This window comes from Parafannyhessea umbonata (genome assembly GCF_012844235.1).
Classification (GTDB): Bacteria; Actinomycetota; Coriobacteriia; order Coriobacteriales; family Atopobiaceae; genus Parafannyhessea.
This window is the reverse complement of sequence record NZ_JABAGR010000004.1, coordinates 25,639-46,624: the sequence shown is the minus strand read 5'-3', so window position 1 is coordinate 46,624 and position 20,986 is coordinate 25,639. Positions and strand designations below refer to the sequence as shown.

Here is a 20,986-nt window from a genome sequence, read left to right as displayed (position 1 = left end):
TCAGTACACCTACTCCTTGTCCTTCGCGTGAGCCTGGAGGGCAAACTCCACGAACATGCGGCATAGCTGGGGAAACTCGATGCCGTCATGCCTGGCGGAGTCGGGAAGCAAGCTCGACTCGGTCATGCCGGGAATGGTGTTGGTCTCGAGGATGACCGGCGTCCCGTCGGCCTTGACGATAAAGTCGCTCCTAGAAGCGCCCAGGCATCCAAGCGCCCGGTGGGCTCGGACGGCAAGCTCCTGAGCCTTCTTGTAGGGACCCTCCGGCAAACGTGCCGGAATGATGTGGTGAAGAGCGGAAGGCTCGTACTTCACCTTGCTGTCATAGAAGTCCGCACCAGTCACAATCTCGATGATCGGAAGTGCGCGAGCGTCCTCGTTGCCTATGACCGGGACGGAGATCTCCGTGCCCTCGATACAAGATTCCACCAGCACCCTGTCTCCCTCGGCACCGGCCTTCTTCACGGCAGCCGCAATCTCGTCCGCACTGGTCACACGTGTCACACCATAGCTGGAGCCGTTTGCCGCGGGCTTCACGAAGATGGGGAGGCCCAGACGCTCTACCATCTTGGCAGCCTCCGCCTCGTCGATTTCCGCATCGCATGCGACATCGACGCCTTCGGGAACTGGAATTCCCGCTGAGCGATATATAGATTTTGCAACTTCCTTCTCGGTTCCGGTTGCCGAGGCAAGCACCCCGGAGAACGTATATGGAATATGCATAATCTCAAGCATACCCTGTATACATCCATCCTCGCCGTAACGGCCGTGCATGGCAACAAACGCCACGTCGTACCCACCGTTTGCGAGCGACGTCACGAAGTCGTCGGCCGCCACGTCCAAAAAGTCGACGTCCTCAAAACCAGCGTCGCGCAATGCCTTCTCGCAAGCCTTTCCCGACTGCAGGGAGATTTCCCTTTCGTCAGACCAGCCACCTGCAAGAACGGCAACTTTATATTGTGTAACGTCGGTCTTCTCCATCTTAGACTCCTTAACATGCCGCATCGTGCGGTAGTATCAACTCGATAGGCGAGATAACTCAGAAGAGGATACTCCACAAGTACAACCAGACTCAGGCGAGGTCCCAAATCATGCAAGATGACAACACTAGGCAGCCAGGTTCGAAGACGTCGAACCGCCCAGACATTCACACACTTTCCCACAAGGATCTCTTGGCGCTATTCGAGGAGATGGGTCAGCCCAAGTTCCGTGCAAAACAAGTTGAGGAATGGGTTTGGGAGAAGAACGCATCATCCTTTGACGACATGACAAACCTGCCCAAATCCCTTCGCGCGGCGCTCTCCGAACGCTGCTCTATGGGCGGGGTCGAAGAGGTTGTAAAGCAGGCATCGCAGGACGGAAGCAGGAAATATCTTCTTCGCTACGATGATGGTGTATCGGTCGAATGTGTTGGAATGCCCAGTCGTGGAAAGCTTGCCGTATGTGCCTCGTCACAAGCTGGTTGCGCTATGGGTTGCGCTTTCTGCGCTACCGGAGCAGCTGGTCTTACGAGAAGCCTCACCGCTGGCGAGATTTACGAACAGGTTATGCACGTTCGAGATGACTTTGATACACGTGTTACCAGCGTCGTGATGATGGGCCAGGGTGAGCCCTTCATGAACTACGATGCGGTACTTGGTGCGCTGCGCAAGCTCAATTCTCCCGAAGGTGCAGGAATAGGTGCAAGGCATCTAACCGTGTCGACCTGTGGCGTGATTCCCATGATCAAGAGGTTCGCCAACGAACCCGAGCAGTTTACACTGGCTGTTTCGCTCCATTCGGCCGTGCAGAGAACTCGCGACATGCTGATGCCGGGAGTTAAGAAGTACTCCCTACTTCATCTCTACGACGTAATGGGAGAGTATGTAGATAAGACGGGAAGACGACCGACATACGAATATGCCCTCATCAAGGGGGTCAATGATACTGAAGAGGAGCTAGCTTCGCTATGCGACTTTTGTCGCAGCAACCTTGCCCACGTTAACCTGATTCAGCTTAACAATGTAAGGGGATCGAAGTTCCAGCCTACTTCTGAGGCTCGCGCCCAGGAGTTTGTTAGACGTCTTGCAAGTGTAGGCGTTGAGGCAACAATACGTAACTCCAGAGGTTCCGATATCGATGCGGCATGTGGACAGCTTAGACAAAATGTCGAGCGTGCCTTAAGACGATAAGGAACGAAGAATAGAAGAGTGGGGGGCTGAAACCTATTGGCTTCAGCCCCCCCTTTTTTTACTTAGTATCCGATAGAGCCCCACTGCTCTATCACGTCATCTTTGAAGACATCTTCAGTCTTACGGCTATTGCCATTTTGTCTATTTATCGTCTCTCGCATATTCTTTGCCGCATGAACAATTTGGTTCAATGTCTCTACGACAGATGTGCGGGCATCATCATTTAGCAACACGTGCCAACCTATATATGCACCGGTTGCAACTGTTGCCGCCGATAGGAGAATAGCATTCAAACGTCTCAACTAGTCACCTTCACCTTCTTGGACTGAAGACAACATATCAACGATTCTCGCAAGATCATCTTCAGTGGTGAATTCGATCTCAATCTTATTTCTATTTCTTAGCTTCTTGACCTTAACGTTTGTATTCAATACCGTTCTGAGTTGTCTAGCAGCTCGTTTATATGAAGTTGGCGTAGGTTCTCTTGTTGTCGTTGTCTTTTGGGTGTCTTTGTCAGAAAACAATGGAGCCATATTTTCTGTCTGTCTGACAGTCAAGTTCTCCTGAACAACTTTCTCTGCCAGCCTTATTTTGCCTTCAACACCAGCAACCGCAAGAATTGCTCTTGCATGCCCTGCCGTCAGTTTACCTTCGAGCATCATTTGCTGCACTTCATCTGGCAAATCTAACAGCCTTAAAGTATTTGCAATCGCAGATCTTGATTTCGACAAAGCCTGACCGAGTTGCTCTTGAGTTAGTCCATCTTGCTCAAGTAGCTTCCTATATCCTTGTGCCTCTTCTATAGGATTCAGGTCTGAGCGCTGAAGATTCTCTATAAGAGCAAGCTTGAATACTTCTTTGTCTGAGATATCTTTGATATTGACAGGGATTTCTTTGAGTCCTGCTAGTTTCGCAGCCTGATATCTTCTTTCGCCAGCAACGATTTCATAATTCTGTCCAACTTTTCTTACAAGTATAGGTTGCAGCACTCCATTTTGCTTGATAGAGTCTGCCAGCTCCTCTAAAGCCTCTTTGTCAAATTGTTTTCTGGGCTGGTCCTTGTTAACCTTGATTTTTGAAATCGGTAAGCTCGCTTCTGGAGAGATAGCACTAATTTCTGCATCAGCGCTGCCCATCAATGATTCTAACCCCTTGCCAAGACCGCCTTTTCTAGCCACGCCTTGTCACCTCTTTTGCGAGCTTCATGTATGCAAGAGAACCCTTGCTTACATGTGCATACATAGTAATCGGAAGACCATGCGAGGGTGCCTCAGAGAGTTTTACATTCCTGGGAATTATTGTCTTAAAGACTTTCCTACCAAAGTATTTCGTTACTTCTTCGACTACCTGTTTCGACAAAGTAGTACGTGCATCATACATGGTCATAACCACACCAAACACATCCAAGTCTGGGTTTAGTCTAGCCTTAACCATTTTCATTGATTCGAGCAGCTTGGTCACGCCCTCGAGCGCGTAAAACTCACATTGAATCGGAATTAGGAGTGAGTCTGCAGCAACAAGTGCATTTATCGTCAGCAATCCAAGGGATGGGGGGCAGTCGATAAACACGTAATCAAACTTGTTTTTGACTGGATCAAGTATGCTCTTCAAGATGCTCTCACGAGCCATTGCAGAAACCAATTCGATTTCTGCACCAGCAAGCTGTATTGTTGCCGGTATAACGAAGACATTTGGCTCTACAGTGTCTTCAATCAGCTTCTCGATTGGATAGTCCTGTAGCAGTGCATCATAAACATCGTATTCGAGCTCTTCTTTTTCTATTCCATAGCCACTTGTCGTGTTTCCCTGAGGATCCAAATCTATAACAAGACACTTCTTCTTGTTTTCTCCGAGTGCTGCAGAAAGATTTACGGCAGTCGTTGACTTTCCAACACCGCCTTTTTGGTTGATAATCGCCAATACTTTTGCATCTCTGTCCGGAAATGCTCTCTTTACTTCTTCAAATCCCAAGGCTCCTCCATCCACAAATCTGTTTCACGTGAAACATTGTATCTAGTTCACACCAACATAGCTACGCATCGTTTGAAGGAACTGTCTCATTCACTGTGCTCGACAATGTTTCACGTGAAACACTACTTCAACTTCATGTATAAAGGTTCTGACTTTGCTAATCCATTCCTTCTTGGGAGTCTTACCTTCGGATCCTTTTCACGAACATATGTAAGAAGTTCCCTATGGCCAGATTCATCAGGAAGCTCAAATGTTTCACGTGAAACAAGTTTCATGCCGCAAATCTGAGCTGTCAATTTCGCGTGTTCAAATTCATCAGACGAGAGTCTGCCTTTAGAGAATACAGCCTTGCCATTTAATTTTAGAAAAGGGGTTGCATACTCTATAAGAGTAGATAGCTTGGCAACAGCTCTGGCAGTCACAAGTTCAAATGACTCACTTCTATCATTTGCAAATTCTTCTGCTCTGCTTTGGATACATTCGGTCTTGTTTCCAAGCTTGAGTTCATCTACAAAGCTTTGAAGTACCCTTACTTTCTTACCAACAGAATCAATCATTGTTACATGCATTGGGGAACATATATCTATTGGGATACCAGGGAATCCTGCTCCGGTACCAATATCAAGCAATTTCCCACTAGACTCCCTGATACTCTCATTAGCAGCGATATAGAGTAGAGAATCAAGTATATGAAGGTTGATGCCTTCGCATATAGAAGTAATTCTCGTTAGGTTGATTGACTTATTAGCTTCAATCACCAATTTTAGATGCTGCAATAGTTTACAGGCTTCAGCATCATTTATTGCTATTCCATACTGCAGTGCTCTTTGCTTAAGTATATTTTCGTATTCTATTTCGTTATCCAACATAATAAAATTCCTTCACCATGACAGAATCTCTTGTATCGGGATTTATTGTCATAAAATTTGTTCGCAGGGTTCGAGAGTATAGATTCTAACGCCTAGCTCATAGCGTCCTAGTGTTATTAGTAAGGCATCCTTCAACATGGCAAAGATTTTAGACGAAAGACTGTAGTTCATGACTTAGCAGCCATTTGAGTGTACATGCGACCTGTGGCTCACGAGCGAAAGTATCCTTGAACATAGTCAATGGAAACAAAACTAACCGGCGTAGATTGATACCCAGATAGACGATGATCTGCATTCACTAAGGCGCTGCGCCTACCATAGTCCATAAGCAACGATGTTGTTCTAATCAGCAATGATTCGCTTCGTCCACTATCATCAAATCGGTATGCCAAGGCGGTTCGTTTCGACCCATACGTTTGGCTATGAATGTCCATATGCGTTACGTTGGACTTCTGAAATCCCAAATCTTGCTAAGATCTCCCGTGATGAACTGAGGATCCGCATTGTTCATCGATGCGAACAATGCATCCTTCTTGATTGATATGATCAATCAAGCTCGAATCTTCGAGTCCATCCTCGAGCCCAAACTGACATTGACCAACATCTGTGACAACACATACACCAAGGTATTCTGCCTATGGCAAAATGCAATCTTCAATAGTAGGTGCGCGTCTTATGAGCAATGTGCCTTAAATTTCGACATGATCATCTCACTTGTGCTTTAGTCGATCAAAGTATTCGAGTTGCTGGGCGCGACAGTATTCACTTAATTCAAATTGTTGAGACCGTTAGGTTCTCCATATGGTTTGTTTCTGCCAGCTCACCTTCAGCGTCACGATCAGCCACTTTTGTCTTTACAGGCCGTAAATCAAACCTAATGGCAGGAGCTTTGCAGCAACCTCTCGGACGAATTCTGACAGACCATCTTCGCCAGGTTACCCCAAACACTTCTATACACAATCGTACGCACACTATCGATAAATACATTAAGTCGTACTTCTGTAGTCGTTGCTCTCAGACGCGACCATTCCCGTGATGGACGTTGATAGGCCTGCATTTGAAGCGTCTACTGGTCCGAAACTCGTTCGAAAGTGGTGTCCCATAACGTACTTTAGGCCATTAGTCTAAACTCCCAAGCAATCCGTAAAGCTATAAGAGCACATATTGACAGTCGACCATCAACACACCTACGTAATCTTGCTTTACCCGCCACTTAGATGACTTGCATCCACCAAATAGGCGACTAGCGTGCATCATTACGATAGTCCCGTAAAGACAATGTAGGCCCTATCTTTTCGCCTGGAGTCCTACGACATTTCGCTCACACCGTCACTTTGCATGCGAGACCCCTCTTGTGTCATTACGCTCTCATTGCTCTCTCGGCCGACAGGACAATCGATCACAGCTCCAGGAAGTCGACTTCATCGCATATCATCAGAGACGTCTTTAGACTCAGGTATCTTCCCCTGTTTCGCATTGCGCGGCAGCGAACTTAGCCAAATAAAAAAGGAGGCTGCCTTAAAGGCAGTCTCCCTGCTGACTTCAACAATATGGACTGAATTATGCCTTCACATAGGTAACAATTACCCTTCGCTCAGGTTCGCTACCCTCGGAATGGGTGGTTACCTCTTCATCGTCGACGAGCGCAAGATGAACTATTCGACGGTCATAGGCATTCATGGGGGCCATCGCAACGCGTCCATGTTGCTTCTTCGCTCGTGCCGCCGCTGAGCGTGCCAGCTCTGCAAGCTTCTCGCGGCGACGGCTCTTGTAGCCCTCTATATCGACAACGATGGGATAGTGGAACTTAAGCCTGTTACTTAGGTAGGAAGATACGACCATCTGAAGGGCATCCAACGTCTTGCCGTGCCTACCGATGAGAACTGCGAGGTCTCCGCCACTGATGTCTAGGATGAGCTCGCCGTCGTCGCCGTCATACTCATCAATAGAGATGTGCTCCTCACCGAAGAAGCCAAGCAGCTCTCTGATGTACGTCACGGCGACGTCAGCGATCTTGTCGACTTCCTCATCGGTGAGGTCGACGTCGCTCTCGAAGTGTTCGCGAATGCTCGAGAACTCATCTTCAATCACAGGAGCCTGCATCTGCTCGCTCTCTTCAGAAGAGGCACTCTGAACGTCCTCCACGTGTTACCTCCACAAACGATAGCGCGACCCATCCTAAGGGGCCGCGCAGCTGAATCCACTAATTCTAGTTCTTCTTGTGCGGGCGCGGCTTGCGCTCCTTGCGTACAACGTCGACCTGTACACCCTGGTTCGCAAGCTTGGCTTCGGTCTCGGCCTTGACCTTGTCCATGACCCTCTGGGTGACGATCTTCTGCTGTGCAACCTGCCAAACGGCAGACGCATCGTAATAGAGAAGGACGGCACCAGGAACGGTCCAGCCAAACCAGAGCATCATCGCGGCCATGACAACACCCATGACGAGAGTCTGCTGGCGCTGCTCCTCGGGGGTGTTCTGGAGATTCATAATCATAGGGATGAAGGTGAGGATGCCAAACAGCACGTCAAAGACGATATAAACCGCCGCGACGCTTATGCCCTTATCCATTGCCTGCGCGGCAGACATGCCAAGGGACGGCATGATGTTGAGGAAGTGAGCGGACGAGGGGACCTGCTTGGCGACGGTGAAGAGTGCGAAGAAGACGGGCATCTGCAGGAGGATGGGAAGGCAGCCCCCAAGGGGGTTGAACTTGTTCTCTGCAGTAAACTTGCGAAGCTCCTCTGCCTGGCGCTCGGGATCGTCCGCGTACTTGTTCTGGATCTCCATCATCTTTGGCTGCAGCGCTTGCATTCTTGCGCTCGAGGCAGTCGACTTCGTCATGAGCGGCATGACCAGGAGTCGGATGATGATGGTGAGGATGATGACGGCAATACCCCAGTCGCCGCTGAAGTTGGCGAGCCACTGCAGTATCTGCATCAGGAAATCAATAAACCAGTCCCACATGGATTCCTCCGGTTATCAAAGCTAGGGGACAGGGTCATAGCCGCCTTTGTGAAATGGGTTGCACCGCAGGATTCTTTTAAAGGCGAGCCACGAACCTCTCAGGGCGCCGTACTTGCCAATGGCCTCGAGGGCATATTGGGAGCAAGACGGCTCGTAGATGCAAGATGGCGGGAACAGCGGGGAAAGGTACTTCTGGTAACCCCTTATCAAGACGAGAAGAACTCTCTTAACCATATGGCAAGCCCTTCTCGCCCAGCGCCGTTCTTAGCCGTTGATGCCGCAACGCTTGAGAAGGCTTCGCAGCGCCTCGGACACTTCGTCCGGGGAGCTTTCGTGCGTTGCCTTCGTTGCGAACAGGATGATTCTTGTGCCCTGGACGGGAAAGCCACACGAGCGGGCGGCCTCTCGAAGCACCCTCTTGCACCTGTTCCTATAGACCGCGTTGCCCAGTCGCTTAGGTGCGACGAAGGCGACCTTTCCCAAGTCGCCTTCGTTGCACTTTAAAACTGTAGCTCGGACGAGTCTATGGCTGACTCTCTTCCCGCCAGAAAAGACCGCTTCAAAATCTCGCTTGGATTTGATGGTCTCCATGGCGTGCCTAGACGGTAAGCCTCTTGCGGCCCTTGGCGCGACGGCGGGCGAGGACGGCGCGGCCGCCCTTGGTTGCCATGCGGGCGCGGAAGCCGTGGGTCTTTGCGCGCTTCCTCTTGTTAGGCTGATAAGTACGCTTCATTTTTAAATCCTCCCGAGGATCAACATATAGGACCAATAGCGTCAAGCCACAAGATTGTAGTGAACTGTCAGGCGAAATGTCAATTTCCCTCTGCTAGAGACCACAATTTGACCCTTGAGGCGACGCTAGGTGGGCACACACAGGTCATTCAGGCTATGTTGAATGAAATTCATTGAGCATGATTTCGGCGATACTTGAGTCTCATCTGCGGTTTTGTTGATGAATGATGCTATGATTTTTCACCCGATACGAACAACATCCGCCCAAGTTTTGAACAACGTTTCATCCCGTGTTGAAATCTTTCATTCGGATGTTATTCAGATTGAATAGTTTTCAACATGCGTAGATGAATTGTTTAAAACTAAGGAGAAAGGGACGAACATGCCGCGTGACTTCTACCCGTTTGTAGAGAACGCAGACGGCGAGAATGAGGCGCAGGGGACCCCCAAAACCTCCACAGATGGCGATGAATTGAAGGTGAAATACCCCGCGCGCATCGCCGTGTACGACGACGCGGCGGCGGCGCCGCGCGTCGTGCTTGTGGAGCCGAAGGACGTGCGCTCCTATCTTGAGGAGATCACCGCGACGGTGACGAGACTTTCCAAGGAGCAGGGCGGCACCATTCCCTTTATGGTGATAAGGGAGATTGTCGAGAACTTCATTCACGCATACTTCCTCGAGCCGACCATTAGCATCCTGGACGGCGGCGAGACGATCAAGTTCTCGGACCAGGGGCCGGGCATCAAGTCCAAGGAACTCGCGCTCGAGTACGGGACGACGTCCGCGACGGAGCCCATGAAGCAGTACATCCGCGGGGTGGGGAGCGGTCTGCCGTACGTGCAGCAGTACATGACGGACCGCGGCGGGTCGCTCACCATCGAGGACAACATTTCCGGTGGAACCATAGTCACGATATCCAATGTGGTTCAGGACGACGAGCAGATGACGGACCAGCCCATGGACACCCAGGACTTTGCCATGGGCGGCATGCAGGGTCAGAGCCCCACGGGCATGCAGAGCCCGGCGGGAGGCGGGATGCCGGCGGCAATGCCCGGGACGGCGGCGATGCCGCAGATGCCACAGGGCGTCGGGATGCAGCAGTACGGGGCGATGCCCTATGGGCAGCCGGCCTATCCGCAGGGGGGCTTCGCGCCGGGGTGGCCGCAGTTCCAGCAGATGCCCATGCAGCAGGGCATGCCATACCAGCAGCAGGGCCAATACCAGCCATACATGCAGCCCCAACAGCCCATGGCGGCTCCGCAGCCCGCGCCCTTCTCGCTAAGCGAAAGGGACGTAAGCGTGCTTTCGTACCTCAAGGCGAACCCGACCGTGGGCCCGACGGAGCTGACGCGCGCGTTTGGCAGCTCGCAGCCCACGTGGACGCGCGAGCTGCAGAAGCTTGAGAAGGCGGGCTTCATCAGGAAGAACAAGGGTGCCCAGAAGTATGCCCTGACCGACCTTGGCAGGACGTACGCGCAGCAGATATAGCGCAGCCAAATAGCGCAAGCCATAAAGCCCCAGCCCAGTGCGACGACGGGAAGGCGGTGTGCGGCCTTGGCGGAGCGGGGGCGTGCGGGCGCGGACGCGGCGGGCGACATACGGCAATAAAAACTCCGGGCGAGAAGTACTCGACCGGCGCCGAGGGTGTGCTCGGACGGTTTTCATCATATAATGGGTGCACTTTTCAACATTGCAGAGGTAAATGGTAGGTATGACTTCATCTCAGGAATCGGATGCGATAGCGCTCTGGGAAGACGCACTGACGCTTCTTGCCGAAAGGAACGTCGCGCCCGCGACGCTGGCAATGCTCAGGAGCTGCCAGGCGGTCTCGTTTGACGGCGAGAAGCTGACGGTGTCCACGAACATGGGATTTGCGCAGCGCAAGATATCCCAGCAGACTCCCATGATCGAGGAGTGCCTGGAGCAGGCGGCCTTCCAGCCCGTGGGCTTCGAGGTCATGCTGACGCACGACTCCGTACGTCGCCCGGTACAGACGGGCGCGGAGATGTCGCGCGAGGAGGTCGGGCGCATCAACACGACGGCCACGGCGATGGAGCCTGCGTCGGCGCCGGCGAGCGTGGCGCCCAGGACGGTGCCAACGGCGACGGCGGGCGGCCCTTCTCGCCCGGAGGCCGCGGAGCGACCGGTGAGCGACTTCCAGAACGAGGTCATCGACCCGTCCGACTCGAAGCTCACGTTTGACCGCTTTGTGTCCGGCGAGGAGAACGAGTTTGCGTTCGACGCGGCGAAGCAGGTGGCAAACGGCGGGAACAAGAGCTACAACCCACTGTTTATATATGGGAAGAGCGGGCTGGGAAAGACCCACCTGCTGCGCGCGATCCAGAACTACATTGCGCAGAACGACCCGTCGCGGCTGTGCGTGTACCGCACGGGCACGGAGTTTGTGGACGACTACGTGAACGCGATGAACGTGGGCGACACCCCGGCAAAGGCGGCGCTGTCTCGCAACTACCAGAACGTCGACGTGCTGATTATCGACGACATTCAGAACATGCGCCGCGCGGCGGGCACGATCAGCTTCTTCTTCGAGACGTACAACACGCTCATGTCGCACGGGAAGCAGATAGTTCTTGCGGCCGACCGATCCCCCTCGCAGCTTGGCATGGGTGACAGCAAGTTCGACGAGCGCGAGACCAGTCGCATGGATTCCGGCGTGACCGTGAGCATACAGGTGCCAGACTACGAGCTGAAGTTGAAGCTCATCAACAGCTTTTACGACACCATGAAGCAGGACGCCGTGAGGGAGCACATCCCCGGCATGACGGGAACGATATCCGAGACGGACCGGAAGCTCATGGCCGAGAAATCGGGCACGAACATCCGCATCATCGAGGGATTCGTGCACACCTGCCTGATAACCGCGTCGCGCAAGGAAAAGCTGGGCGAGCGACTGGACCGGGAAGACATCATAAAGATTGCGAACGCCAAGTGGCCGACCGGTCAGAAGACCATCACGGTCGAGCAGATACAGAAGGCGGTCGAGACCTACTACGACGTCTCGCATATGGACCTGGTTGGCTCGAAGCGCAACAAGGAACTGATGGAGCCAAGGCACGTGGCAGTCTGGCTCACGAGGGAGCTTACCGACAACACGTTGGCAGACATAGGAAAGAAGTTCGGCGGACGGAGCCACGCGACCGTCAAGCACAGCATCTATTGGGTCGACAAGACCCGCAAGGAGGACAGGATCTTCCAAGATAGGATCCAGACTCTGCAAGACGGGATAACCGACAACAGATAGGGTTCGAAAAGCTGGAAGAAATCCTGTAGAGAAGAGTCGAAAAGTGCGGCATCGTTGTAGACGGAGGTTTTCGACATATTGTGAGTGTTAACTGACGTAAGGAGAAATGAAGTAGCCCAAGTCGCGCTTACATTCCATTTACCTGCGGAGATTCTGACTTTTCAACTTTTCTACAAGCCTTATTATTACCACTACTTCTTTTCTATATATAAGTACCAATAACAATGGAGGGTACCGAATGAAATTCACAGTAAGCCAGTCTGCACTCATGCAAGCCCTCTCTGTGGTAGCAAAGGGAATGGCTTCGAATTCGACCCTCCCCGTGCTCTCGGGCATATATATAAAGGCGGAGGAAGGCGTCCTCGAGTTCCAGACGACGAACCTGGACATATCGATCAGGCACAGGATCGCAGCTGACGTCGAGGAGCCGGGCGCGACGGTGGCGTCCGGCAAGATCCTGACGAGCATCGTGAAGACGCTTCCCGACGCGGCCGTGATGTTCGAGGGCGGCGAGAGGGTCCTGACGATCCAGTGCGACAAGTCGTCGTTCCGTCTGAACACCCTCGACCCCGCCGACTTCCCCGAGTTCCCGGAGTATGACCTCGACCGCACCGTCGAGCTGCCGAGCGACCTTCTTTCCGAGATGGTGGGGAAGGTCTACAAGGTGACCTCGAAGGACACGTCGCGCCCCATCCTTTCCGGCGTGCTCCTGACCGTCGAGGACAACACGATCAGACTCGTGGCGACCGACTCGTACCGCCTGGCCGTGTGCGACTCGAACGTGGAGACGAGCTCCATACAGGAGGCGTTCGAGACCATCGTCCCGGGCAACACCTTCCACGACGTCCTGTCGCTCCCGTCCATGACGGAGAGGATCACGATTGGCACGACGAACAGCCAGGTCGTGTTTGCGTTTGGCGACACGACCTACGTGTCGCGCAAGATCGACGGAACCTTCCCCAACTACAAGCAGCTTTTGCCGCCCAGCTGCAACACGTCTGTCAGGATCGACGTGGCGCAGTTCTCCGCCGCGCTCAAGCGCGTCTCGGTCATCGCGCTGACGAACCCCTCCGTACGCTTTGACATCGACCCGGACGGCAAGGTCATGAAGCTTTCTGCAAGCTCGCCCGACCAGGGCGAGTCCACGGAGCTGCTGCCGGTGGAAGTCGAGGGCAACGCCATGTCCATCGCGCTGAACTACCACTACGTGTTCGATTGCGTGAACGCCGCGAACGACCAGAAGGAGATCACGCTCGAGCTCCAGAGCACCATGCAGCCGGGCATCTTCAAGTCATACTCCAAGATCAACTACCTCTATCTGCTGATGCCCGTCAGGATGTAGCCGTGGGACTGCGCGTCAAGACCCTTGGCATGCGCGACTGGCGCAACTTTGGCGAGAAGAGCATCGACTTTGCCGACGGCATGACCATCCTTGCGGGAAGGAACGCCGTCGGTAAGACGAATACCGTCGAGGCCTTGCAGATGCTTACCGCCGGAACCTCGTTCAGGAAGGCGAAGCCGTCTCAGCAGGTTCGCGAGGACTGTGCCGCCGCGAAGATATCCGCAAGACTCGAGGGCGACGGACGCGTGATAGACGTATCGTGCGAGGTGGAGGACAGGCGCCGCCGATTCTTCAGGAACGGCAAGAAGTGCTCTTCTCAGGACCTTCCTGAAACGCTCATGTCGGTTCTCTTCAACCCCGACGACCTTTCGTTTGTGAAGCGGGGCGCCTCGTACCGCCGCGACGAGCTCGACGGCTTTGGCCGGCAGGCGAATCGTGGCTATGCGAAGGTGCTCTCCGCCTACCTGCGCTCCGTGGAGCAGAGGAACCGGCTCCTGAAGGAGGACTACCCCGACCTCGCGCTCCTGGACGCATGGGACGCATCGGTATCCCTTGGCGGGGCGACGCTGCTCGCCGCGCGGCTGAGGCTCTTCGAGAGGCTCGGGCACTATCTTCGCGACATCTATAGCGAGATCGCCTCCGGCGAGAAGCTGGACTGCCAGTACGTCTCGTCTCTTGGCGAGGACCTGAGCGGGCGCACCCGCGACGAGCTCTGCGACCTCTTTGCGAGGAAGCTGGAGGAGGGCAGGCAGGACGACCTCAGGCGCCAGCAGACGCTTGTGGGACCCCAGCGCGATGACATCGCCTTCACCATCGACGGCCGCGACGCCCGCGCGTACGGCTCGCAGGGGCAACAGCGCTCGATCGTGCTGGCGTGGAAGATGGCCGAGGTGAGGCTGTCGCAGGAGGTTGTGGGCGAGCAGCCGCTGCTGCTTCTGGACGACGTCATGAGCGAGCTGGACGAAGGGCGTCGCGACGCGATGACGAGGTTCGTGCAGTCCGGCATACAGACGGTCGTGACGACGACAAACCTTGGATACTTCCCGGAGGAGCTTCTGTTGGACGCGAGAGTCGTGAGGATAGATGGGTAACCCCAGGGAAAAAGGCACGTCCAAGAACTACGGGAGGGGCTACGTCTTCGACGAGGAGCGCTTCAGGAACGACACGCCCCTCTCGTCCATACTGAGCGGTACGGTGAGCACGGACATGCGCGCGCACATGACCGAGAACCAACGCGCCCGCGCGGCCTGGTACGGCGCGAACGGAGACATAGAGCGAAAGCACACTACGGGCGTTTTTCTCGACAAGACACCCACGAAGAAGGGGAGGGACCCCGTCCTGTGCGTGTACGTGGACTCGCACGTGAGGATGTCGGACTTCAACGCGAACAAGGAGATCTACCTTGCGCGGCTCCATGGCGTTGGCTTGCAAGTGTCTGGCGTCAAGTTCAGGCTTTCCGACGCGCGGCACATGCGCAAGGCCACGGGCGAGAAGTACGAGGGCATCGGCAAGAAGCATGCCTCGGTGGCGCTGCCCGGCCTTTCGCAGGAGGAGCGCGGCCGCATCGAGGACATGACGCGCGACCTTCCCGACGGGATTCGCGCGAAGGCGGAGAGAGCCATTGAGCTCTCGTTCAGAAGAGAACTGCTAGAGAACACGAAGAATCGGACAAATCATCAGAAATAGGCTTACAAGCCCGCTGACGTGATTTTAAGATGGCGCAGCATTCCATTTTATGTTTGGCTCAAACTAAAAGAGACCCCTTGGACTAAAATCGAGGAGTCTCTTTTTATTTCAATATAGAGGGGAAACTGAGTGGCGACAGAAGAAAGCAACTACGGCGGAAGCGAGATCAAGGTCCTCAAGGGTCTCGAAGCCGTCCGCATGCGTCCCGGCATGTACATTGGCACCACGAGCGAGACCGGTCTCCACCACCTGGTGTGGGAGATCGTCGACAACTCCGTGGACGAGGCCATGGCCGGGTACTGCAACAAGATTCTTGTCACGGTCCATCCGGACAACTCCATCACCGTCGTGGACAACGGCCGCGGCATCCCCGTCGACATGCATCCCACCGAGAAGAAGCCGACCCTCGAGGTCGTGCTCACCATCCTGCACGCCGGCGGAAAGTTCGACAACAACGCATACAAGGTGTCCGGCGGCCTGCACGGCGTCGGCGTTTCCGTTGTGAACGCGCTCTCGAAGAAGCTGATTGCGCAGGTAAAGCGCGATGGCAAGATCTATGAGATGCAATTCTCGCGCGGCAAGACCATCGAGAAGATGAAGGAGATCGGCAAGTCCAAGACGACGGGCACGACCATCACCTTCTGGCCCGACGAGAAGATCTTCGAGACCACCGTCTACAACTTCGACACCCTGAAGAACCACCTGCAGGAGACGGCGTTCCTGAACAAGAACCTGAAGATCGTACTGACCGACGAGCGCGAGCTTGTTCCGCGCGTGGAGGAGTTCTGCTATGCCGGCGGCATCAACGACTTCGTCAAGTTCCTGAACGGCTGGAGCCCCGAGAAGAAGGCGTACGAGAAGACCGTGCTTCCCGGCCTGTCGAAGCCCATCTACATCGAGGGCAAGACGGACGAGGACACCCCGCTCGCCAAGAAGGGCGAGGTCGAGGTCTCCATGCAGTGGAACACCGGCTACTCGGAGCACGTGATGTCGTTCGCGAACGACATCTACACCGAGGAGGGCGGCATGCACCTGGAGGGCTTCAGGACGGCCCTCACGAAGACGGTGAACGACTATGCCCGCAGCCACAAGCTGCTGAAGGAGAAGGAGGCGAACCTCACCGGAGACGACATCCGCGAGGGTCTGACGGCCGTCATATCCGTCAAGCTTCCCGACCCGCAGTTCGAGGGACAGACGAAGGCGAAGTTAGGCAGCTCGTACATGAGGACGCTCACGAACAAGATCGTGTCGCGCGGCCTTGCGGACTACCTGGAGGAGCACCCCAAGCAGGCGAAAGAGATCTTCAAGAAGGCATCGAGCGCCGCAAAGGGACGCCTTGCGGCCCAGAAGGCGCGCCAGGCAACGCGCCGCAAGAGCATCCTCGAGTCCGCGTCGCTTCCCGGCAAGCTTGCGGACTGCTCCGTGCGCGACGCGGCCATGACCGAGCTCTTCATCGTCGAGGGTGACTCGGCAGGCGGATCGGCGAAGGACGGCCGCCGCCGAGATATCCAGGCGATCCTCCCGCTTCGAGGCAAGATCCTGAACGTCGAGCGCGTGGGTGACCACAGGGCGTTCAACTCCGATACGATCCAGAGCCTCATCACGGCAATCGGCACCGGCGTCACGACGGACGCGGGCGATTTCGACATCAACAAGGCCCGCTACCACAAGATTATCATCATGACCGATGCGGACGTCGACGGCGCGCACATCCGCATCCTGCTGATGACGTTCTTCTACAAGTACATGCGTCCGCTGATCGACGCAGGCTACATCTACAGCGCCTGCCCGCCGATCTTCGGCGTGAAGGTGGGCAAGAAGATCCACTACGTGTACCCAGACGGCAAGACGGCGGAGGAGGCTCTTCTCGCCCAGGCGATCGAGCAGTACGTGCCGCGCGACGCGGAGGGCAAGCAGCGCAAGTACACCGTCCAGCGCTACAAGGGCCTGGGAGAGATGGACCCGCAGCAGCTGGCGGACACGACGATGGACCCGAAGACGCGCATCCTGCAGAGGATTGGCATCGAGGACGCCGCGCGCGCCGAGCAGGCGGTGTCGCGACTGATGGGAACCTCCGTCGAGTACCGCAGGGACTACATCGAGAAGCACGCGAAGGACGCCCGCTTCCTGGACGCGTAGCGGCGCAGACAGGCAAGCGACAGACGAAAGGCACGATAAGTGGCAGATAACAGCAACAGCAACGACGGTCTGGGACAGGGCGGCGACAACGACGTCACCCTGCCCGAGGACCTGCAGCGCCTGCTGGACAGGGCAGAGTCGGACGACTCTGACGCGCCGGTGTACGACCCGGACGCGGAGGACGAGGCCGGCATGGACGACGGTGGCTCCGACGACGAGGACGACGCCGAGGACGACGACGCCGACGAGCAGCTCCAGATGGGCGACGACAACCGTGGCGCCGGCGACGGCGTGGACGTGCATGGCGGCCGTCTGCAGTTTCACGAGTTCGGTCACGAGATGGAGCAGTCGTTCATCGAGTACTCCATGTCGGTCATCACGGCCCGTGCGCTCCCGGACGTGCGCGACGGCCTGAAGCCCGTTCACAGGCGCATCCTGTACGCCATGAACGAGGCGGGCATCTTCCCGAACAAGCCGCACAAGAAGTCGGCATGGACCGTTGGCGAAGTCATCGGCAAGTACCACCCGCACGGTGACTCTGCCGTGTACGACGCCATGGTCCGCCTGGCCCAGTGGTTCAGCATGCGCGTGCCCCTGGTGGACGGCCACGGCAACTTTGGCAACATCGACGGCGACGGCGCGGCGGCAATGCGTTACACCGAGGCACGCCTTGCCCGGCCGGCGATGGAGCTCCTGCGCGACCTGAACAAGGACACGGTCGACTGGCAGCCGAACTACGACGAGTCGCTGCAGGAGCCCGTGGTCCTGCCCGCGCGCTTCCCGAACCTGCTGGTCAACGGCTCTCAGGGCATCGCAGTCGGCATGGCGACGAACATTCCGCCGCACAACCTGCGCGAGGCGATCAACGCCGTCTGCATGCTGATCGACAACCCGGATGCGACGGTGGACGAGCTCATGACCGTCATGCCGGGACCTGACTTCCCGACCGGCGGCCTCATCATGGGCTCCGAGGGCATCAAGCAGGCGTACGAGACCGGTCGCGGCATCATCACCATCCGCGCGAAGGCGCACGTGGAGTCCACGAAGGGCGGCCGCAACAAGCTGGTGTTCACCGAGTTCCCGTATGGCGTGAACAAGGGCACCCTGCAAGAGAAGATCGCGGCCCTGGTAAACGAGAAGCGCATCGACGGCATCACCGACATGCGCGACGAGTCGAATCGCAAGGGCCTGCGCCTTGTGCTCATGCTGAAGCAGGGCACGGTGCCCGAGGTCGTCCTGAACAACCTTTACAAGTACTCCGCGCTGCAGAGCTCCTTCGGCATCATCGACCTCGCGCTCGTCGACGGCGTGCCGAGGACGCTCACGCTGCGCGAGATGCTTCAGTACTACATCGACCACCAGGTCGACGTAGTTACCCGCCGCACGAAGTTCGACCTTGCGAAGGCGCGTGCCCGCGCGCACATCCTCGAGGGCCTGCTGCTTGCGCTCGACCACATCGACGAGGTCATCACCATCATCCGTTCCAGCCGCACGGACACGGAGGCGTCCGAGAGGCTCATCAACAGGTTTGGGTTCACCAAGATCCAGACGACGGCGATTCTCGAGATGCGCCTGCGCCGCCTGACCGGCCTGGAGCGCGACAAGATCCAGGACGAGCTCGACGGCCTGCGCAAGGCCATCGAGTACTACGAGGGACTCCTTGCGGACCAGAGGAAGATCCTCGAGGTCATCAAGACCGAGATGCAGGAAATTGCCCAGAAGTTTGGCGACAAGCGTCGCACGCAGATATCTGACGCACCCGTGGACCTCGACGTCGAGGACCTCATCGCCGAGGAGGACATGGTCGTCACCTTCACGCACGCCGGCTACGTCAAGCGCCTGCCCGTGGCGACGTACCGCTCCCAGAAGCGCGGCGGCAAGGGCGTCCAGGGCCTCTCGCTGAAGGACAACGACTTCGTCGAGGACCTGTTTGTGGCGTCTACCCACGACTACGTGCTGTTCTTCACGAACAGGGGCAAGGTGTACCGCCTGAAGGTGCACGAGCTGCCGCTGGGCAGCCGCCACGCAAGGGGCTCCGCGCTCGTGAACGTGCTGCCGCTTGAGGATGGCGAGCACCCGACGGCCGTCATCACCACGAGGGAGTTCCCCGCGGACGAGTACCTGCTGTTTGCCACGCGCGACGGCATGATCAAGAAGACCGCCATGAGCGACTACGACAAGAGCCGCCGCGACGGCATCATCGCAATCAACCTGAAGAAGGGCGACGAGCTTGTCAACGTGAGGAGGGTCAAGTCCGGCGAGAAGGTCATCCTGTGCTCCGACCTGGGCAAGGCCATCCTGTTTGACGAGGCCGAGATCCGCCCGACCGGTCGCGACACCTCCGGCGTCCGCGGCATCACGCTGAAGGACGGCGCGAAGATGCTGGGCATGGAGATCACGAACGGCAACGGTGACCTGCTGGTGATCACGGACCGCGGCTATGGCAAGCGCACGCCCGTGTCCGAGTACCCCGAGCACAAGCGCGGCGGCCAGGGCGTGGCCACCATCGCGATGACCACGAAGAAGGGCAACCTTGTGGCGTGCCGCGTCGTTGGGCCTCAGCACGAGCTGATGATCGTGTCCGAGGAGGGCGTCGTTATTCGCGTGAAGTCGAGCGACATATCGAGGCTCGGCCGCGCGACGCAGGGCGTGAAGATCATGAACCTGGGCGAGAGCGACAAGATCAGCGCCGTCGCCAGGATGGTCGCGCACAAGAAGAAGGCCGCGAAGGCGAACCCGATGCAGGGATCGCTTGACCTTGCGGCTGCCGGTGCCAAGGAGGCCGACGACGAGGATCCCGTCGACATCGGCGGCGAGGAGGAGCTGGACGACACGCTCATCGAGGACGACGAGTAGCGGGTCCGCGACCCCTGGGAAAGGCTGACGCTAGAAAGGCGTCCGGGCGAGAAGAGCTGATCTTCTCGCCCGGGCGTTTGCCATAGCGGCAGGCATGTGCGTGTTGAAGCCCCTGCGACGCCCTGGTGCGCCGGGGGCAGGTACGAGGCCGGAGCTAGTGGGTGGCGTTGAAATCGTCTGGGGAGAGGCCCTCGACGAAGGCATGGAACTTCTCGAGCTCCTGCTTCTCCTCGTCCTTCTCGACCGACGCGAAATCGGGCAGGGTCGCGGCTTCGAGCACGGACTCCTCCGCAAACAGCGGCGCGTCGACGCGGACCGCAAGGGCGATGGCATCCGACGGGCGCGCGTCCACCTGAACGATGCGGCCAGAATCGGTCCGGAGCGCCACCTGGGCAAAGAACGTGGTTCCCTCGACGTCGGAAATGACGACGCGAGAGACCTGTGCGCCCAGCGCCTTGATGGTCGACGCCAAAAGGTCGTGCGTCATGGGGCGGCTGCCGTGCGCGCCATCGACCCCCATGGAGATCGCGGTTGCCTCGACCGCGCCGATGCGGATGGGTAGCTGCGTGAAGCTGCCGTCCGCGTTGGGCTTCCTGGTCCTGAGGACGATGAGGGACGCGACGGGACCTCCGCCGACCACCACTGTCTGGATGTCCATTCTTACCAAGTGAATCCACCTCTCTTTAGCGTGGATATCTTACCCACAATAGGAAGGGGCGCAAGCACTATTTGGCAAACACCAGATATACACTGCCGCGTTGCATTGCCCCGCTGCACGGCCGCGCTTCCGGACAGAACGAACGAAATGTGGAGGAAAAGAGAAGGGAAAGAAATTTGGGATTGCGGTTGACCTAGGTACCGATGCTGAGTAATATTACTTCTCGCGTTGGGCCCGTAGCTCAGTTGGTCAGAGCGTCCGGCTGATAACCGGGAGGTCACAAGTTCGAACCTTGTCGGGCCCACCATTTTTTCTTGAGAATAATCGCCCCAGC

18 protein-coding genes and 1 tRNA gene are annotated in these 20,986 nt (G+C 56.4%); 9 read left to right on the top strand and 10 right to left on the bottom strand.

Annotation, left to right across the window (positions count from 1 at the left end; translation table 11 throughout):
- Window positions 1-9: 9 nt before the first annotated feature.
- Window positions 10-981, bottom strand: a complete 972-nt coding sequence (locus HF885_RS04925) for a D-alanine--D-alanine ligase family protein (protein WP_170103824.1) — start codon at window positions 979-981, stop codon at window positions 10-12.
- A 110-nt stretch (window positions 982-1,091) separates the two neighbouring features.
- Between HF885_RS04925 and rlmN the strand changes: the two genes are divergently transcribed.
- On the top strand, window positions 1,092-2,171 hold the full coding sequence (rlmN, locus tag HF885_RS04920; RefSeq protein ID WP_170103823.1) for a 23S rRNA (adenine(2503)-C(2))-methyltransferase RlmN: 1,080 nt from the start codon (window positions 1,092-1,094) through the stop codon (window positions 2,169-2,171).
- Between the two features lie 302 nt (window positions 2,172-2,473).
- On the opposite strand, the gene HF885_RS04915 is transcribed toward rlmN, so the two are convergent.
- From HF885_RS04915 to rpmH, 8 genes are all read right to left on the bottom strand, one after another.
- On the bottom strand, window positions 2,474-3,349 hold the full coding sequence (locus HF885_RS04915) for a ParB/RepB/Spo0J family partition protein (protein WP_170103822.1): 876 nt from the start codon (window positions 3,347-3,349) through the stop codon (window positions 2,474-2,476).
- Complete coding sequence (locus tag HF885_RS04910; protein ID WP_170103821.1) at window positions 3,342-4,142, bottom strand: ParA family protein; 801 nt, start codon at window positions 4,140-4,142, stop codon at window positions 3,342-3,344. Before HF885_RS04910 ends, HF885_RS04915 begins: the two co-directional genes overlap by 8 nt.
- A 122-nt stretch (window positions 4,143-4,264) precedes the next feature.
- Entirely contained in the window at window positions 4,265-5,011 is a 747-nt protein-coding gene (gene rsmG, locus HF885_RS04905) for a 16S rRNA (guanine(527)-N(7))-methyltransferase RsmG (RefSeq protein ID WP_170103820.1), read from the bottom strand.
- Between the two features lie 1,560 nt (window positions 5,012-6,571).
- A complete protein-coding gene (locus tag HF885_RS04900) occupies window positions 6,572-7,114 on the bottom strand; it encodes a R3H domain-containing nucleic acid-binding protein (protein ID WP_170103952.1) in 543 nt (180 codons plus the stop codon).
- 106 nt (window positions 7,115-7,220) lie between these two features.
- Window positions 7,221-7,976 carry a YidC/Oxa1 family membrane protein insertase gene (locus HF885_RS04895; RefSeq protein ID WP_170103819.1) on the bottom strand — a complete coding sequence of 252 codons (756 nt, stop codon included), beginning with the start codon at window positions 7,974-7,976 and terminating at the stop codon, window positions 7,221-7,223.
- 21 nt (window positions 7,977-7,997) lie between these two features.
- Complete coding sequence (gene yidD / locus HF885_RS04890) at window positions 7,998-8,210, bottom strand: membrane protein insertion efficiency factor YidD (RefSeq protein WP_170103818.1); 213 nt, start codon at window positions 8,208-8,210, stop codon at window positions 7,998-8,000.
- A 30-nt stretch (window positions 8,211-8,240) separates the two neighbouring features.
- A complete protein-coding gene (rnpA, locus tag HF885_RS04885; protein ID WP_170103817.1) occupies window positions 8,241-8,567 on the bottom strand; it encodes a ribonuclease P protein component in 327 nt (108 codons plus the stop codon).
- Between the two features lie 7 nt (window positions 8,568-8,574).
- Window positions 8,575-8,709, bottom strand: coding sequence for a 50S ribosomal protein L34 (gene rpmH, locus HF885_RS04880; RefSeq protein WP_019127408.1), 135 nt, complete (start codon window positions 8,707-8,709; stop codon window positions 8,575-8,577).
- Window positions 8,710-9,090: 381 nt separating this feature from the next.
- Here rpmH and HF885_RS04875 point away from each other — a divergent pair, with 381 nt between their 5' ends.
- The 7 genes from HF885_RS04875 to gyrA all read left to right on the top strand — a co-directional run bounded on the left by HF885_RS04875 (window position 9,091) and on the right by gyrA (window position 19,994).
- Window positions 9,091-10,197, top strand: a complete 1,107-nt coding sequence (locus HF885_RS04875; RefSeq protein WP_170103816.1) for an ATP-binding protein — start codon at window positions 9,091-9,093, stop codon at window positions 10,195-10,197.
- Between the two features lie 223 nt (window positions 10,198-10,420).
- The gene (locus HF885_RS04870; protein ID WP_170103815.1) at window positions 10,421-11,971 is read left to right on the top strand and encodes a chromosomal replication initiator protein DnaA; all 1,551 of its coding nucleotides are present in this window, start codon (window positions 10,421-10,423) and stop codon (window positions 11,969-11,971) included.
- Window positions 11,972-12,209: 238 nt separating this feature from the next.
- Window positions 12,210-13,313, top strand: coding sequence for a DNA polymerase III subunit beta (gene dnaN / locus HF885_RS04865; protein WP_170103814.1), 1,104 nt, complete (start codon window positions 12,210-12,212; stop codon window positions 13,311-13,313).
- 2 nt (window positions 13,314-13,315) lie between these two features.
- On the top strand, window positions 13,316-14,404 hold the full coding sequence (recF, locus tag HF885_RS04860; RefSeq protein ID WP_170103813.1) for a DNA replication/repair protein RecF: 1,089 nt from the start codon (window positions 13,316-13,318) through the stop codon (window positions 14,402-14,404).
- On the top strand, window positions 14,397-14,999 hold the full coding sequence (locus HF885_RS04855) for a hypothetical protein (RefSeq protein WP_170103812.1): 603 nt from the start codon (window positions 14,397-14,399) through the stop codon (window positions 14,997-14,999). The genes recF and HF885_RS04855 overlap by 8 nt, the downstream gene beginning before the upstream one ends.
- A 129-nt stretch (window positions 15,000-15,128) precedes the next feature.
- Window positions 15,129-17,138: a DNA topoisomerase (ATP-hydrolyzing) subunit B gene (gene gyrB, locus HF885_RS04850; protein ID WP_170103811.1), complete on the top strand. Its 2,010-nt coding sequence runs from the start codon at window positions 15,129-15,131 to the stop codon at window positions 17,136-17,138.
- A 39-nt stretch (window positions 17,139-17,177) separates the two neighbouring features.
- Window positions 17,178-19,994 carry a DNA gyrase subunit A gene (gene gyrA, locus HF885_RS04845; protein ID WP_328804330.1) on the top strand — a complete coding sequence of 939 codons (2,817 nt, stop codon included), beginning with the start codon at window positions 17,178-17,180 and terminating at the stop codon, window positions 19,992-19,994.
- 154 nt (window positions 19,995-20,148) lie between these two features.
- Here the strand turns inward: gyrA and HF885_RS04840 are convergent, their stop codons facing one another.
- Window positions 20,149-20,652: a bifunctional nuclease family protein gene (locus tag HF885_RS04840; protein ID WP_170103950.1), complete on the bottom strand. Its 504-nt coding sequence runs from the start codon at window positions 20,650-20,652 to the stop codon at window positions 20,149-20,151.
- 230 nt (window positions 20,653-20,882) lie between these two features.
- On the opposite strand from HF885_RS04840, the gene HF885_RS04835 reads away from it, so the two are divergent.
- Window positions 20,883-20,959: transfer RNA gene (locus HF885_RS04835), tRNA-Ile, on the top strand.
- Window positions 20,960-20,986 lie beyond the last annotated feature (27 nt).